The sequence below is a fragment of the Streptomyces sp. NPDC101178 genome (genome assembly GCF_044767965.1).
Taxonomy (GTDB): domain Bacteria; phylum Actinomycetota; class Actinomycetes; order Streptomycetales; family Streptomycetaceae; genus Streptomyces.
In genome coordinates, this window is sequence record NZ_JBIWOZ010000013.1 from 71,288 (window position 1) to 86,655 (window position 15,368).

At 72.6% G+C, this 15,368-nt stretch carries 16 protein-coding genes; 8 read left to right on the forward strand and 8 right to left on the reverse strand.

Annotation, left to right across the window (positions count from 1 at the left end; all coding sequences use genetic code 11):
• Positions 1-211: 211 nt before the first annotated feature.
• Together ACIRR8_RS29590 and ACIRR8_RS29595 are read left to right on the forward strand one after the other, a co-directional pair.
• Positions 212-850, forward strand: coding sequence for a hypothetical protein (locus ACIRR8_RS29590; RefSeq protein ID WP_404070523.1), 639 nt, complete (start codon positions 212-214; stop codon positions 848-850).
• A 180-nt stretch (positions 851-1,030) separates the two neighbouring features.
• The gene (locus ACIRR8_RS29595; protein ID WP_404070525.1) at positions 1,031-1,741 is read left to right on the forward strand and encodes a sigma-70 family RNA polymerase sigma factor; all 711 of its coding nucleotides are present in this window, start codon (positions 1,031-1,033) and stop codon (positions 1,739-1,741) included.
• Here the strand turns inward: ACIRR8_RS29595 and ACIRR8_RS29600 are convergent.
• Genes ACIRR8_RS29600 through ACIRR8_RS29615 form a run of 4 tightly spaced genes read right to left on the reverse strand, consistent with a single transcriptional unit; the run spans position 1,676 to position 6,006 of the window.
• Positions 1,676-2,944: an MFS transporter gene (locus ACIRR8_RS29600; RefSeq protein ID WP_404070527.1), complete on the reverse strand. Its 1,269-nt coding sequence runs from the start codon at positions 2,942-2,944 to the stop codon at positions 1,676-1,678. The two genes, ACIRR8_RS29595 and ACIRR8_RS29600, sit on opposite strands and share 66 nt — an antisense overlap.
• A 7-nt stretch (positions 2,945-2,951) precedes the next feature.
• Positions 2,952-4,175, reverse strand: a complete 1,224-nt coding sequence (locus tag ACIRR8_RS29605; RefSeq protein ID WP_404070529.1) for an ATP-grasp domain-containing protein — start codon at positions 4,173-4,175, stop codon at positions 2,952-2,954.
• Positions 4,172-5,269, reverse strand: a complete 1,098-nt coding sequence (locus tag ACIRR8_RS29610) for a pyridoxal-phosphate dependent enzyme (protein ID WP_404070531.1) — start codon at positions 5,267-5,269, stop codon at positions 4,172-4,174. Before ACIRR8_RS29610 ends, ACIRR8_RS29605 begins: the two co-directional genes overlap by 4 nt.
• Entirely contained in the window at positions 5,266-6,006 is a 741-nt protein-coding gene (locus tag ACIRR8_RS29615) for a class I SAM-dependent methyltransferase (RefSeq protein WP_404070533.1), read from the reverse strand. The genes ACIRR8_RS29610 and ACIRR8_RS29615 overlap by 4 nt, the downstream gene beginning before the upstream one ends.
• A gap of 170 nt (positions 6,007-6,176) precedes the next feature.
• On the opposite strand from ACIRR8_RS29615, the gene ACIRR8_RS29620 reads away from it, so the two are divergent.
• Positions 6,177-6,734 carry an AAA family ATPase gene (locus ACIRR8_RS29620; protein WP_404070535.1) on the forward strand — a complete coding sequence of 186 codons (558 nt, stop codon included), beginning with the start codon at positions 6,177-6,179 and terminating at the stop codon, positions 6,732-6,734.
• Between the two features lie 117 nt (positions 6,735-6,851).
• Here the strand turns inward: ACIRR8_RS29620 and ACIRR8_RS29625 are convergent, their stop codons facing one another.
• Both ACIRR8_RS29625 and ACIRR8_RS29630 read right to left on the reverse strand, forming a co-directional pair.
• Entirely contained in the window at positions 6,852-7,724 is an 873-nt protein-coding gene (locus ACIRR8_RS29625) for an undecaprenyl-diphosphate phosphatase (RefSeq protein ID WP_404070537.1), read from the reverse strand.
• A 206-nt stretch (positions 7,725-7,930) separates the two neighbouring features.
• Positions 7,931-8,653 (reverse strand): TVP38/TMEM64 family protein, encoded by a 723-nt coding sequence (locus ACIRR8_RS29630; protein ID WP_404070539.1) that lies wholly within the window; start codon positions 8,651-8,653, stop codon positions 7,931-7,933.
• 151 nt (positions 8,654-8,804) lie between these two features.
• Here ACIRR8_RS29630 and ACIRR8_RS29635 point away from each other — a divergent pair, with 151 nt between their 5' ends.
• The 3 genes from ACIRR8_RS29635 (at position 8,805) to ACIRR8_RS29645 (ending at position 11,907) form a co-directional block, all read left to right on the forward strand.
• Positions 8,805-9,509, forward strand: coding sequence for a DNA alkylation repair protein (locus ACIRR8_RS29635; RefSeq protein WP_404070722.1), 705 nt, complete (start codon positions 8,805-8,807; stop codon positions 9,507-9,509).
• A 315-nt stretch (positions 9,510-9,824) separates the two neighbouring features.
• On the forward strand, positions 9,825-11,000 hold the full coding sequence (tuf, locus tag ACIRR8_RS29640; RefSeq protein WP_404070541.1) for an elongation factor Tu: 1,176 nt from the start codon (positions 9,825-9,827) through the stop codon (positions 10,998-11,000).
• A gap of 61 nt (positions 11,001-11,061) precedes the next feature.
• The gene (locus ACIRR8_RS29645; RefSeq protein WP_404070543.1) at positions 11,062-11,907 is read left to right on the forward strand and encodes a spermidine synthase; all 846 of its coding nucleotides are present in this window, start codon (positions 11,062-11,064) and stop codon (positions 11,905-11,907) included.
• 73 nt (positions 11,908-11,980) lie between these two features.
• On the opposite strand, the gene ACIRR8_RS29650 is transcribed toward ACIRR8_RS29645, so the two are convergent.
• On the reverse strand, positions 11,981-13,138 hold the full coding sequence (locus ACIRR8_RS29650) for a hypothetical protein (RefSeq protein ID WP_404070545.1): 1,158 nt from the start codon (positions 13,136-13,138) through the stop codon (positions 11,981-11,983).
• 156 nt (positions 13,139-13,294) lie between these two features.
• Between ACIRR8_RS29650 and ACIRR8_RS29655 the strand changes: the two genes are divergently transcribed.
• Positions 13,295-13,732, forward strand: coding sequence for a DUF4442 domain-containing protein (locus tag ACIRR8_RS29655; protein WP_404070724.1), 438 nt, complete (start codon positions 13,295-13,297; stop codon positions 13,730-13,732).
• 100 nt (positions 13,733-13,832) lie between these two features.
• Here ACIRR8_RS29655 and ACIRR8_RS29660 read toward each other — a convergent pair whose 3' ends face one another.
• Entirely contained in the window at positions 13,833-14,363 is a 531-nt protein-coding gene (locus ACIRR8_RS29660) for a gamma carbonic anhydrase family protein (RefSeq protein WP_404070547.1), read from the reverse strand.
• 164 nt (positions 14,364-14,527) lie between these two features.
• Here ACIRR8_RS29660 and ACIRR8_RS29665 point away from each other — a divergent pair, with 164 nt between their 5' ends.
• Positions 14,528-15,283, forward strand: coding sequence for an acyltransferase (locus ACIRR8_RS29665; protein WP_404070549.1), 756 nt, complete (start codon positions 14,528-14,530; stop codon positions 15,281-15,283).
• Positions 15,284-15,368: the final 85 nt, after the last annotated feature.

Consider the following 15,368-nt stretch of genomic DNA (forward strand, 5'->3'; position numbering starts at 1 on the left):
CGGCTGGCGGGGCGGACGCGTCGGCCCCGGGCCACGAGGCGTGTGCGGACGCGTTGTTGGAGCAGTCGGTGGGGGAGAGGTGAAAGTTCCATCGCGGGCTGTGTGACATGAATCACAGAGGTGGCGGCTGGGGCAAACGGGGTGAACTCCCGTTGTTTCCGCATCTGCTGGTCTTCACCGCGAGGCGGGTGCTGCTGGCACGATGGCCGCCATGGGAGCCGGAACCGCACTCCGCCTCGCCCGCACCGCGCTGTTCGCGGTCGTGTGCGTCGCCGTGTCCGGGCTCGGCCATGCCCTGATGTCCGGCGGGCCGCTGCCGCTGCCGCCCCTGCTCGCCGTCCTCGTACCGGTCGCCGCCGCGGGCTGGTGGCTCGCCGGCCGCGAACGGAACGCCCCGGTCACCGTATCGGCCCATGTGCTCGGCCAGTTGGGGCTGCACGCCTACTTCGCCGCCGCCACCGGAGGCGCGCACCACGCGCGGGGTTCGATGCGCCACGCCTCCCACACCGCCCCGGCCGGGGACGTCTCGCACCGGATGGAGCTGCTGACGGCCTTCGACGCCTCGGTGTTCACCACCGGCATGGCCGCCGCCCACGCGGTCGCCGGGCTGGTCTGCGGCTGGTGGCTGTGGCGCGGCGAGGTGGCGCTCGCCCGGCTGGGCCGCTGCCTGGCCCTCTTCGTACGGACTCCGCTCCGCACGGCCTGGCGCCTCTGGTCGGCGACACCGCTCGACGCAGTCCCGCCGGCCCGGCCGCGCACCCGCCGCAGGCCCGGCCGCCGCCCTCAGGACCTCCTCGCCCTGCACGCCATCTCCCGGCGCGGTCCACCCCTTCCCGCTCCCTCTCTGTGACCTCCAGCCGCCCACCCGGTCCGTGAGACCCGGCGGCGGTACGGGTGTGCGCTCGCGCCCACACCTGTGACAGGCATGCCGGTGACCGCCGGACCGCCCTCCGGGGCGTCCGCGTGCCCGGCCCCGCGGAACCGGGCGCCGACGACCGCGCCACGGCCCGCCAGGACGCGAAGGACTGCTGTGACCCTTACTGCCACCCCCCTCCCCGCCGGGCCGCCCGTCACCCCGGCGCCTCGGCCCCGGGCGTACGCCACCCGCCAGAACGACGTGCAGATCACCGACTGGGCGCTGGCCGCCGGCGGCGGTGACCGGGAGGCCGCCGACCGCTTCGTCCGGGCGACCTACGAGGACGTCCGCAGGTTCGTCGCCTACCTCAGCGCCGACGTCCCCGGCGCCGACGACCTCGCCCAGGAGACCTATCTGCGGGCGATGAGCGGCCTGGCCCGCTTCGCCGGCCGCTCCTGCGCCCGCACCTGGCTGCTCTCCATCGCCCGGCGCGTCGTCATCGACCGCCACCGCACGGCCGCCGTCCGCCCCAGGACCGCCGACACCGCCGACTGGCAGATCGCGGCGGAACGGGCCCAGCCGCGCCACCTCCCCGGCTTCGACGAGTCGGTCGCGGTCTTCGACGCCCTGGCCCACCTGGACCCGGCCCGCCGCCAGGCCTTCGTCCTGACCCAGGTGCTGGGGCTCTCCTACGAGGAGGCGGCGGACGCGGCGGGCTGCCCCGTCGGCACGGTGCGCTCCCGCGTGGCCCGCGCCCGCCGAGAACTGGCCGGGCAGTGGCGTACGGAACCGGGGGAGCGGGCGCCGGTGGTCGCCGGTTCAGCCACGGTCCAGGGTGTGCCCGGCGTCGTGGCCCCGGTCAGGATCCGCCGGAACACGCCCTAGCCCGGACCTTGTCTCCGCCCGGGGCTCCGACCGGTCCCGGGCGGTACGGCGGGCCAGCAGGAAGACCGGGAGCAGCAGGCACTGGAGGCAGACCACCACCCAGAACGCCCGCGCCGAACCGGCCGACTCCGCCGCCGCGTACAGCTGACCGCCCACCACCCCGCTGGCGAACGCCCCGATGCCCGCCGCGAGCCGCTGGCGGCCGAACACGGTGGCGGCGGGAGCGGAGGCGCGGGCCAGCGCCTCCAGGTCGTTCTTCAGGAAGAGCACGATCTCGCCCACGCAGAGCAGTGCCCCGCCCACCGCGATGCCCACGTGACCGCCACCGGCGATGGCCGCCATCCCCGCCGCCATGGCCCCGAACCCCCACCGCAGCGCCGCCGGATAGCTCAGAGCGGCGACCCACTCCGCCAGCAGCGGCTGCGCGACGACGAGGAGGGCCGCGTACCCCATGAGCACCACGCCGTAGAAGCCGGCCGACGTCCGGGGGACCGCGTACAGCGCCAGGTAGTGCTGGAAGAACATGAACGCGTAGACGCTCACCACCGTGACCAGGAACGGCGAGAGGCCTGAACGCCGTTCGCCGGACGGGGACTCCTGGGGCGCGACCGCCTCCGGACGCGCCTGGTCGCGCGGCAGGAACGCGTGCCCCACCGCGACCAGGGCGAACAGCCCGGCGACACAGGCGAAAAGCACGCCGGGCGAGCCCATCACCAGCGGCGCGGCGGCAGGTGGGCCGAGCGCCATGCCCGCGTTGAACGCCGAACTGCTCGCCGACAGCAGCCTCGGCCGGTCCTCGTCGGGCGAACCGGACACCAGATAAGCCTTGTTGGCGGGCAGGTAGAGCGCCGCGCCGGCCGACACCAGCAGGAGCGCACCGATCGCCAGGACGGGACTGGTCGAGCCCGGTACGAACGCGGCGAATCCGGCCGTCCGCAGCGCCAGCGCGAGCAGCATCGACCGCCGCAGCCCGATCCGCGCGGCAACCGGGCCCGCGACCACACCGCCGGCGAACTGGATCAGCGAAGCCACCGCCAGCACGAAGCCCACGGTGCCGAGCCCGAGACCGAGCCGCTGGTGCAGCAGCACCGACATGTACGGCAGCACGGCGAAGCTGCCGAGCGTGATCACGAACGAGCCCGCCAGCAGGAACCCTTGTGGAGCGGTGAACCACTGCTGCTTCGGGGTCCGTTCGAGGCTCACCCCGCCCTCACGGCGTGTCCGCCATCACCGGCCGCACCCGGACCGCCGCACTCCACGCCCGGTGCTGCGCAAGCTCCGCCGTCGACGCCTCGGCCAGCACCATCCCCGTGCACCCGCGCTGATCGCCCACGTGCGGCAGGTGCTCACCCGGTTCGCGTACGGGGAACCACTCCACGGACCCCGGAAAGGCCGCGAGTTCACCGAGACCGTGCCAGCCCTTCAGGAGCCCGGGCCGGTCGGCGTAGACGAGGACGAAGCCGTACGCGGGGCCCCGGCCGTCGAGTTCGGCGTCGAGCAGTCCCGGGCGGCGGCCCAGCGCCTCATCCATCATCGCCGTGTACACATTGGTGCCCAGCGTCCGGCAGAGCACCTCGCCGACCAGCGCACCGCCGATCCGCCGGTTGATCTCCACCAGCTCCGGCCCGTCGGCGGTCAGGATGAACTCCACGTGCGCGAACCCGCTTCGGTGGCCCGCCACTTCGAGCACCCGGCCCACCCACGCCTCGATCCCGTCCCGCTCCCCGCCCGGCAGCGCCACCGGGAATGCCGCGACCTCCTCCCGTACCACCGCCGACCGGGACGTCTGTCGGCTCAGCACGCCGAGCAGCCGCGTGGTTCCCTCCCAGCTCAGCGTCTCCGCGCTGTACAGCGGACCCGCGAGGAAGGATTCCGCGAACAGCTCACCTTTCAGGCTCTGCCGACCGGCCTCCGCCAGCGCCCGGTGCAGCTCCTCCTCGTCGTGCACGATCCACACCCCGCGCGATGAGGTGCCCGCCGAGTCCTTCAGGACGGCGGGCAGCCCGACCGTACGCAGGACCGCCTCCGTCCCCGCCGGGCCGGGCCGCACGGCCACGGCCGCCGACCGGCTCAGCCCCTGTGCGTACAGCGCCTCCCGGACCCGCCGCTTGTCCCGCAGCAGCCGGACCGCCTCCGGGTCCGGGCCCGGGAGACCCAGTTCGGTCGCGAGTTCGGCGGCCGGAACGCTCCAGGTGTCCGTGGTGTTGATGAGTCCGGCGAGCGAGGGCACGGCGGCCAGCGCGCGGCGGACCGCAGCCGGGTCGTCGGTGTCCACGTCCACCACGTCCAGCGCGCCGGGCGGCAGGACGGCCAGCTCGTGCCGGTACACCGAGCGGTCGCCGGTCAGCAGGCAGAGCCGGTGGCCGGTCTCCCCGGCGGCCTCGGCCATCCGGCCGAGCCCGAAGGACAGGGACTCCAGGGCGGCGATCGTCACGGCAGCATCTCCACGGTCGGTACGGAGGCGGGGGAGGCCTGTTCGGGCAGGCGGGCGGCCTTCGGAGCGGCGCGCCTGCCCCACTCCATCACCGACCACGGCGGCCGCAGCGCGTCGAGCGAATCGATGGGCCGGGGACGCAGCGAGGCCGGGTCCAGCGCCTCGGCGTGACGGGTGAACACCCGCTCGGCGTAACGGTGTCCGGTGTCCGCGCCCAGCACGAGGTGCAGTCGGCCCGGATCGCGGGCCGCCTCCCAGGAGGCCGCCAGATGTGCCGCACCGGTGGAGAGACCGGCGAACACCGCGTGCCGGCGCAGCAGCCCGACCGCACCGGCCATCGCATGGCGGAAGTCCAGCCAGTGCACGGTGTCGTACAGCTCGTGGTGGACGTTGCCGAACGGGATCGAGCTGCCGATGCCCGCGATGATCGCCTCCGGGTCGCTGAACTGCTCGCTGCCGAAGGTGACGCTGCCGAACGGCTGGATCCCCACCAGCCGCACCGCCCGCCCCGACTCCCTCAGCGCACGGGCCAGTCCACCGGTCGACGCACCCGTGCCGACCGCGCCCACCACGGTCAGCGGGCCCTCGGGCAGGGATGCGGTGAGCAGCTCGGCGAACTCCCGGTACCCCTCGTGGTGCACGGCGTCGTGGTACTGCCGCATCCAGTGGAAGTCCGGCCGTTCGGCGAGGAGCCGGCGCACATGGCGGACGCGCAGCTCCTGGTCCAGGCGCAGGCTCTGCGACGGCGGCATCTTGTCCACGGTTGCGCCGAGGATCTCCAACTGGGCGAGCATCGTGGCGTCGACGGTGGTGGAGGCCACGATGTGGCAGCGCAGCCCGTAGCGGTGACACGCCATGGCGAGCGCCACCGCGTAGATGCCGCTGGAACTGTCCACCAGCGTCTGACCCGGCACCACCCGGCCCCGGCGCAGCAGCGAACGGACCGCGCCGAGCGCCGCGTACACCTTCATCGTCTCGAACCGCGCGAGCACCATTTCGCCGTCCAGCCGGATCAGATCCGGAGTCTTCACGGCGTCGGTGATGTGCTCGTGCACGGTCGCGGTGGCGGCCGGCTGCCGCGCCCGGGAGCTCACTTGCGCCGTCCTTTGACGATGAGCCGGTCGGAGTGCTGGTCGTAGCCCGAACCGTCGAAGCCGCCGAAGCACTCCACGTCGGTGAACCCCGCCTCCGTGAACAAGGCGTGCAGCTCGGCGGCGGAGTAGAGCCAGGAGTGGATGGAGGCCGTACGGGCCGAACTCCCTTGCACCAGGGTCCAGTCGGTGCGCAGCCGCCGCCAGCTGTCGAGGACGGTGTCGCGCTGGACGACATATGCGCCGTCCGGCAGATCCACCACCTTCGGCCGTCCGATCCAGCCCGCCAGCACCTCCTTGCCCATCACGTCGACCAGCAGCTGCCCGCCGGGCGCGAGGCTCTCGTAGGCGTTGCGGAGCACCTGGAGGTTGTCCTCGGCGTCCGCGAAGTAGCCGAACGAGGTGAAGACGTTCAGTACGACGTCGAAGGCGCCGGGCTCCGCGTACGTGAGCATGTCGGCCCGCTCCAGCCGGACCTCGGCGCCCGCCGCCTCGCAGACGTTCCGCGCCCGCTCCAGCATCGACGGCGAGAGGTCGACGCCCGTCACCGCGTACCCGCGCGCCGCCAGCGGCACCACGAAGAGGCCCGGACCGCAGCACAGGTCCAGCACCCGTGAGCCCGGTGGGAAGTCCAGCAGGGGCGAGGAGGTGACGAGGGCGGCGGCTGACTCGGCCCGGGCGGGCGGGAACATCGTCGAGGCGAAATCGGACCAGAGCGCGTCGTCCTCGTACCAATGCATGCCTGTCGGCCTCCTCCCGGCCCTCGTGGGGCCGCCGTGCCGCCGCGGCTGTTCCGCCGGGCCTCGTTCTCCAGTAGTCGGCGGCCCGGCCCGGGAAGTTCCCGCCCGGGAGGTGTCCTAGGATCACCGGGCGGAGGCGGGCCGGACCGCACGCGGAGGGAGCCGGGACGATGAGCTGGACCGAGGTGCCGGTGGACACCGGACCGGCGGCGGGAGCCGTGCTGCTGAGCGGTATCCCGGGCAGCGGCAAGTCCACCGTGGCCGCCGCGCTCGCCGCCCGGTTCACGGCCTCGGCCCACATCGAGGTCGACGCCCTCCAGGAACTCATCGTCACCGGCGGGCGCCGGCCCTCACCGGAGCCGGACGCGGAGGCGGACCGGCAGATCTTCCTGCGGGCCCGCAACGCCTGCCTGCTGGCGGACAGTTTCGTCACCGCCGGCTTCCTGCCCGTCATCGACGACGTGGTCGTCCGCCGGGCCCACCTCGGCTTCTACCGGCGGCAGATCGCCGTCGGACCGCTGCACTGCGTGGTGCTCGCACCGGGCGTGGCGAAGGCGGGGGAGCGCAACCGCGCCCGGGACAAGACGCTCACCACGGACTGGTCGTTCCTGGACACGGTGATGCGCGACGAACTGACCGGCGAAGCCCTCTGGATCGACAACGCCGAGCTGACGGTCGAGGAGACGGTGGACGCGGTGCTCGCGGCGACGGGTTTCACGGACCGCTGAACCGGGATTGTCAGACCCCCGCCCTACCGTGGTGACATCTATCCGCGCTGCTGGCTGCTGCGCTGCTGGATCGGCCCCGCCCGGCTGCTCCCGGGCGGGGCCGTACGACCGGAACCGTCAGCCCGCGGACTCACCCGCGTGCGGGCTCAGCACACCGGTGGAGACGAGGATGAAGATGAGGACACCGAGCGCCACCCGGTAGTAGACGAACGGCATGAAGCTCTTGGTCGTGATGAACTTCATGAACCACGCGATGACGGCGTATCCGACGAAGAACGCCACCACGGTCGCGAAGATCGTCGGCCCCCACGACACATGGCCCTCGCCCACGTCCTTCAGCTCGTAGACGCCCGAGGCGAGGACGGCGGGGATGGCCAGCAGGAAGGAGTAGCGGGCGGCCGACTCGCGGGTGTAGCCCATCAGCAGGCCACCGCTGATGGTCGCGCCCGAGCGGGAGACGCCGGGGATCAGCGCCATCGCCTGGCAGAACCCGTAGACGAGGCCGTCCCGGATGCCGAGGTCCTTGAGCGTCTTGCGCTCCTTCACCGCGCGGTGCTTGCCGCCGTCCTCGTCGCGGGCGGCCAGCCGGTCGGCGATGCCGAGGACGATGCCCATGACGATCAGCGTCGTCGCGATCAGCCGCAGGTCGCGGAAGGGGCCCTCGATCTGGTCCTTCAGCGTGATGCCGAGCACGCCGATGGGGAGCGAGCCCACGATGACCAGCCAGCCCACCTGGGCGTCGTGATCGCTGCGCATCTCCTTGTCCGTCAGCGAGCGGAACCAGGCCGAGAGGATCCGCGCGATGTCCTTGCGGAAGTAGATCAGCACCGCCGCCTCCGTGCCGATCTGGCTGATCGCGGTGAAGGCCGCCCCTGGGTCGTGCCAGCCGGCGAACGCGGCGGTCAGCCGCAGATGGGCGCTGGAGGAGATCGGCAGGAACTCGGTCAGTCCCTGAACGAGTCCCAGGACGAATGATTCGAACCAGCTCATGGGGCTTCGGCCATCCCGGAAATGATCGTGCATCGGCCAGGGACGACTGGGCCCGTCGGCAGAGTGCGGCGTACTGAGTGCGGACTACGGATTGCTGACTACGGAGTGCGGCCGCGGACATCGCGGACATCGAGGTCGCGGGAAGCGTATCGCCTGGAGGTGAACGCCAGGATGACCGCAGGGGTCATCCACGTGCCGCCGTACGCTCAGTTGTCCGGCGTGTCCCGGCCGAGCCGGTGGCGCTTGCGCCAGGCCACCAGCGCGCCGCCGAGACCGGACACCACGATGAACCCCATCGCCGCCAGGAAGAGGGGCGAGGTCGGCGAGGCGGCCTCGCTGCCCGCTATGACGTACGCCGCCGTGTTCGGGATGGAGCCGAGCCCGGTGGCCAGGAGGAAGGGCGGGTACCCCATGCGTGAGGTGGCCGCGCAGTAGTTGGCGGCGGCGAACGGGATGCCCGGGAAGAGGCGGAGCGCCAGCACCGAGCGGAAGCCGTGCCGGCTCAGCACCCCGTCGGCGGCGGTGAGCACCTTCCCGCGCAGCAGCGTGCGGAGCGCGTCCTGGCCCAGCACCCGGCCCAGCAGGAACGAGACGCCCGCACCGAGCACCGTGCCCGCCAAGGCCGCCGCGAGGCCCAACTGCGCGCCGAACAGCGCCCCCGCCGCGAGGTTGAGGAGCGGACGCGGCACGAACGCCACGGTCAGCGCCCCGTACGCGAGCCCGAACAGCATCGCCGCACCGCCGCCGGTCAGCTGCTCCGGCCACCCCGACGCCAGCAGTCTCTGTGGCTCGAACAGCAGCATCGTCGAAGCGGCGCCGAGCAGCACGGCGACGAGCAGCGAGAACCGGGACCAGGGGGAGAGCAGCCCCTTCGAACGACGAAGGGCCGTGGCACCGGTGGGTTGGGTGGTGCGGACAGGGTCGAACATTCGGGGAGAGTAACCGAAAGCGGTGTCTGATCGCCGTAATGTGCGTCGCGTGGACCCCGCAGCAGCCCCCCAACCCGCCGCACCTGACGGCCCGCTTCCCGATGCCGTGGTGCACGCGTCCGCCGCACCTGGCGGCCCGCTTCCCGATGCCGTGGTGCACGCGCCCGCCGTGCCGGACAGCCCGCTCGCCGACACCGTCCTCGCCCGGCTGACCGAGCTGTACGCCCCGGCCGCCGACGCCGGACGGGCCGAGGGCGCCGCCGCGTACATGAAGCACATCGCGCCGTTCCTCGGGATTCCGACCCCGCGCCGCCGGGCCCTGTCGAAGGCCGTACTGGCGGGCATCGGGCGGCCGGACGAGCCGGACTGCACGGCGATCGCGCTGCGCTGCTGGGAGCTGCCGGAGCGGGAGTACCGGTACTTCGCCGTCGACTACCTCCGCCGGCACGTCTCCTCCTGCTCCTCCGGCTTCCTGCCCGTCCTGCACCACCTCGTCACCGCAGACGCCTGGTGGGACACGGTCGATCTGCTCGCCGCGCACGTCGCCGGGCCGCTGGTCACCGCCGACCCGGCGCTCGCTCGCGCGATGGACCGCTGGATCGGCGACGACAACCTGTGGGTCGCCCGGACCGCCCTGCTGCACCAGCTCCGCTACAAGGACGCCACCGACACCGACCGGCTCTTCGGCTACTGCCTCCGCCGCGCGGACCACCCGGACTTCTTCATCCGCAAGGCCATCGGCTGGGCGCTGCGGGAGTACGCGAAGACCGACCCCGCCGCCGTACGCGACTTCGTCGACGGCGCCCGGGACCGGCTGTCACCGCTCTCGGTGCGTGAGGCGCTCAAGAACCTCTGAGCGGCGGACGGAAAACCGTTCGACACCACCGCCGCGCCCCGCGATGATCGGAGGCATGTTCCGGTACGCCTTCCTCGCAGCGCCGTCCGCAGTCGCGGACGCGCCGAAGGCTGCCGTGAACGACATGGCCGCAGCCGCCACCTCAGCCCTCGACGCAGCCTTCACCGCTGCCGCAGCGCCCATCGGCGGCGCCCGAAGCTGACCCTCCCCCGACAGTCCGGCGGACCCCGCAAGGGGAGGGTCGGCGGGGCCCTGGGGTCTTCTCCCTTCTCAGCTTCGAGGCTCTTCGGCTTCGAGTTCTCAAAGGAACGAGCCATGTCCAAGACGGCTTACGTGCGCACCAAGCCGCACCTCAACATCGGCACCATGGGCCACGTCGACCACGGCAAGACCACCCTCACCGCCGCCATCACCAAGGTCCTCAGCGAGCGCGCCTCCAGCTCCACCTCCTACGTCTCCTTCGACCGGATCGACCGGGCCCCCGAGGAGGCCCAGCGCGGCATCACCATCAACATCGCGCACGTCGAGTACGAGACCGACACCCGCCACTACGCGCACGTCGACATGCCCGGACACGCGGACTACATCAAGAACATGGTCACGGGCGCGGCGCAGCTCGACGGGGCGATCCTCGTCGTCTCCGCGCTCGACGGGATCATGCCGCAGACCGCCGAGCACGTCCTGCTGGCCCGTCAGGTCGGCGTCGACCACATCGTCGTCGCCCTCAACAAGGCCGACGCGGGCGACCCCGAGCTGACCGACCTGGTCGAGCTGGAGGTCCGCGAGCTGCTCTCCGCGCACGGGTACGGCGGCGACACCGTCCCCGTGGTCCGGGTCTCCGGGCTCAAGGCGCTGGAGGGCGACCCGCGGTGGACGGCGGCGATCGAAGGGCTGCTGGACGCCGTGGACACGTACGTACCCATGCCGGTGCGCTACACCGACGCGCCGTTCCTGCTCTCCGTGGAGAACGTCCTGACCATCACCGGCCGCGGCACGGTCGTCACCGGTGCCGTGGAGCGCGGCACCGTCCGGGTCGGGGACAAGGTCGCGGTGCTCGGCGCGGAGATCGAGACGGTCGTCACCGGCCTGGAGACCTTCGGCAAGCCGATGGAGTCCGCCGAGGCCGGCGACAACGTGGCGCTGCTCCTGCGCGGCGTGGAGCGCGACCGGGTCCGCCGCGGCCATGTCGTGGCCGCGCCGGGCAGCGTGGTGCCGAGCCGCCGGTTCACCGCGCAGGTGTACGTGCTGTCGACGAAGGAGGGCGGCCGGTCGACCCCGGTCGCCACCGGCTACCGGCCGCAGTTCTACATCCGTACGGCGGACGTCGTCGGCGACGTCGACCTCGGCGGGAGCGCTGTCGCGCGCCCCGGCGACACGGTCACCATGACCGTGGAGCTCGGCCGTGACGTCCCGCTGGAGTCCGGCCTCGGCTTCGCGATCCGCGAGGGCGGCCGCACGGTCGGCGCCGGCACGGTCACCGGCCTGCTCTGAGGGCTCGCGCGGCCCGTCACCTCTGGACCTCAGGGGTGGCGGGCCGCGCGACAATGGAGAGGTGAACGAGCCGATACCCGTCATCCGCGACACCGACTGCGGCACCGCCCGGCTGCTGCCCGATGTGGACCGCGACCGGGCCTGGCTGCTCACGGTCGACGAGGCCCCGCAGTCCTACGTGGACCTGGACGACCCGACGTACCTGGAGTTCGAGTACGTACGGCGCCTCGCGCATGTCCTGGACTGCGCCGCGCCCGAGGGCTCCCCGCTGGACGTCCTCCACCTCGGCGGCGGCGCGCTGACCCTGCCCCGGTACGCCGCCGCCACCCGGCCCGGCTCGCGGCAGGACGTCGTCGAGGCGGACCGGGAGCTGCTGCGGATGGTCCGGGAGCACCTGCCGCTGCCCGGCGGCAGCGACATCACCGTGCACGCCGCCGACGCCCGGGTCCGGCTGGAGGCCGCACCGCCCGCGTCCGCCGATGTGATCGTCGCGGACGTCTTCGGCGGATCGCGCGTCCCGGCCCACCTCACGTCGGTGGAGTACGCGCGGGCCGCCGCGCGGGCGCTGCGGCCCGAAGGGATCTACGCCGCCAACCTGGCGGACAGCGCGCCCTTCGCGTTCCTCCGTACCCAACTCGCCAACTTCTCGGCAGCCTTCGCCGAGCTCGCGCTGATCGGCGAACCGGCGGTGCTGCGCGGACGGCGCTTCGGCAACGTCGTCCTGCTCGCCTCGCACACCCCGATCGACACGGCACCGCTCATCCGCCGCTGCGCCGCCGACGCGTTTCCGGCCCGGGTCACCGACGGCTCGGCGCTGGTCCGGCTGATCGGCGGAGCGCGCCCGGTGGTGGACGCGGACGCCGTCGCCTCACCGGAACCGCCGGACGGGGCGTTCAGCATCGGCTGAGCAGTACGGTGCCCTCCGGCCCGGGGGACAGCGTTCCCGGGCCGGAGGGCAGATGTCAGCCGTGTCGGTCGCGTCAGCCGGTCGGCTTCTCGGCGGAGAGGCGGACCGTGCTCAGGATCTGCTGGATGGTGGTCTCCGGCAGCTCGCCCTCGACGCCCTTGGGACCGTAGAGGACCCAGGTCGAGAACTCGTCGTTGCCGTTCTTGAACGAGAAGGCGATCGACTTGCCGTCGGTGTCGCACTTCTCCTTCTTGGCCAGACCGGTCGCCGTGGCGGTCACGACGCTGCCGGAGAGCCCCGACTTCGTGGTGAACGGCTTGGCCGGGGCGATCTTGACCTTGTCCTTCGAGTCGCTCTGCCCATAGGCCGCCCACACCCAGGTCCCCGCCTCTGCGCGCGCCGCCTCGTCGGAGTTCTTCGCCCCGCGTGCGCCCTTCGTGCCGACGCCGGCCAGCTCGGTCTCCTCGTCGTTGCCGTCCTTGTCGGAGTCGTCGACGCACCACTTGCTCTTGTAGTACGCGGGCGCCGAGAAGCCGGCGACGGGCTTGCCGGTCGGGTTCTTGGCGTCCTCGAAGCCGGCGAACGTACCCGAGCTGGAGACCTCCCAGTCACCGGGTACGTCGAACTGCGTGCCCCACTTGGGGTTGGTGACGACCTTCCAGCCCGGGATGAGCGGCTTGGGATCGCCCTCTGAACCGCGCGGGTTCTCCACCGGCGCGGAGCTCGTGTCCTCCGAGACGCTCGGCTTCGCGCTCGGGGAGGCGGACTTCTTGTCGTCGGCGACGGTTGATCCGTTGTCGTCGTCGTCATTCAGCAGGACGACGCCGGTGACGACGGCGGCCACGACGACGGCGGTCGCCGCGACGATGGCGATGACGGTCGTCTTCTTCTTGTCACCGCCCGGCTTGGGCCCGCCGGGCGGACCCGGCACCGCGTACTGCGGGACGGTCGGCTGCTGGTACGGATTGGGCTGCCCGTAACCGGGCTGTCCGTACCCGGGCTGCTGTCCGTACCCCGGCTGACCGTAGCCGGGCTGGCCCTGCTGACCGGGCTGGCCCGGCGGGTATCCGGGCGCGCCGGACTGGCCCGGCTGCTGGCCGGGCTGGCCCTGCTGCGGATATCCCGGTTGCTGATAGGGATTCGGCTGCTGGTACCCCGGCTGCTGGTACGGGCTCTGGTTCGGGTCCTGCGGGTTCTGCTCGCCCCCGGGCGGCTGCTGTCCTGGCCACATGGCTGGTAACCATAGATGGGTGTCGTGTGCGCTGCTACGGGCACCCCTGTCCCAGTGCTGTCCCGGTGCCGTAACAGCGGTAGGTCCGGACCGGGCCCAGGGGATGGTCAAACATCCCTACTCATGAGTAACCTTCGGTCCATGAGCGCTGAACAGATGACCGTCGGCGAGATGCTCGTCGCGACGGTTCCGATGGCCCGGACCCTCAACCTCGAATTCCTGGAGACGACCCCCGAGCGCGCCGTCGTCCGGCTCCCCGACCAGGCGGAGTACCACAACCACGTCGGCGGGCCGCACGCCGGAGCGATGTTCACGCTCGCCGAGTCCGCCAGCGGCGCCATCGTCATCGCCGCCTTCGGCGACCAGATGAGCCGGGCCGTACCGCTCGCCGTCAAGGCCGAGATCGGCTACAAGAAGCTGGCCATGGGCGAGGTCACCGCGACCGCCACCCTCGGCCGCCCGATCGCCGACGTGGTGGCCGAGCTGGATGCCGGACAGCGCCCCGAGTTCCCGGTCGCCATCGAGATCCGGCGCGCGGACGGCGCGGTCACCGGCGAGATGACCGTCGTCTGGACTCTGCGCCCCAACAGCTGACGCCCGCGGGCGCACGTTCCCGGGGCCGCCGCCCCTCCGGTCGGGGAGGGTGCGGCGGCTTCGGTATGTACGGGTCCGGATGTACGCGTCCGGGTGGGGCTCAGCCCTCGTGCGCCGCGCGGTGGGCCTTGGCCAGCTCCACGTAACCGGCCGCGTTGAACCGGATGCCCTCCAGCTCCTCCGCCGTCAGCGGCCGCTTCACCTTGGCGGGCACGCCCGCGACCAGCGACCCCGGCGGGACCCGCATCCCCTGCGGTACGAGCGCCTGCGCGGCGATCAGCGACCCGGCGCCGATGTGCGCGCCGTTGAGCACCGTGGCGCCCATCCCCACCAGCACGTCGTCCTCGATGACACAGCCGTGCAGCACCGCGTTGTGGCCGACCGAGACCCGCGCGCCCACGGTCAGCGGGAAGCCGGGGTCGGCGTGCACGCTGCAATTGTCCTGGATGTTGCTGTCCGGGCCGAGCGTGATCGGCCCGCAGTCGGCGCGCAGGACCGCCTGGTACCAGACGCTGGAACCGGCGGCCAGCGTCACCTCTCCGATCACCACGGAGGTGGGGGCGACGAACGCGTCCGCGTCGATGTCCGGCTCCTTGCCGCCCATGCCCGTGATCAACGCCTGCTCCGCCATGGCCTGCTCCTCGGTGGTCCGGTGTGCTGATGCGCTTGGGCCTTCGATCGGGATCGGGCCGCCTCACACGGTAGGCGACGGCTCGCCGCGTACGCCGGTGGGTAGGGCGAACATCACAGGTCACCGCGCGGATCGCCGCCCGCGGTGCCGACTACCGTGAGCCCGTGCCGAAGAACCGAAACACGTTCTCCTTCCTCGCCCGCCGACGCCGCCGCGCCGCCTCCTGGCTGGTCCACCGCGGCTGGGAGTGGGCGCGGGAGGCGGGGGCCGTCACCGCCGAGCACCCGGGCCGGCTGCGCTTCGGCGCGATCGGTGGGGGGACGCGGCTCGCCTTTCCGCAGGGCACGGTCTTCGGGGAGCGGTGGATCGAGCTCGGCGGGCACTGCATCATCGGCGAGCAGGTGACCCTCACGGCCGGGATGATGCCGGACCTGGACCTGGGGCCCGACCCGATCCTCACGCTCGGCGACGGCGTGGTGCTGGGGCGCGGCAGCCATGTGATCGCCGACACGACGGTGACCATCGGCTCCGACACGTACTGCGGTCCGTACGTCTACATCACCTCGACCAACCACAGCTACGACGACCCGCACGAGCCCGTGGGCAAGCAGTGGCCCCGGATGGAGCCGGTGGAGATCGGCCCCGGCTGCTGGATCGGCACGGGCGCGGTGATCCTGCCGGGCGCCAGGATCGGCCGCAATGTGGTGGTGGCGGCAGGCGCGGTCGTACGAGGTGAGGTGCCGGACCACGCGGTGGTCGCGGGCGCACCGGCCCGTGTCGTACGGAGCTGGGACCCGGAGAAGGGCTGGCAGCCGCCCCTGCGCACGCCGGCGCCCGTGCCGATCCCGAAGGGCGTCACTCCGGAGCAGCTGCTCGCGCTGGCCGAGCTGAAGCCGGAGCAGGAGCCCGACACCCGCTGACGGTGGTCCCAGGCTCGACGGCCCGCCGGGGCGAAGCGCTCGCGGGCCCCGCCGGGTGCGGTCGTCGTGGAGGGGCTGGGGGGCC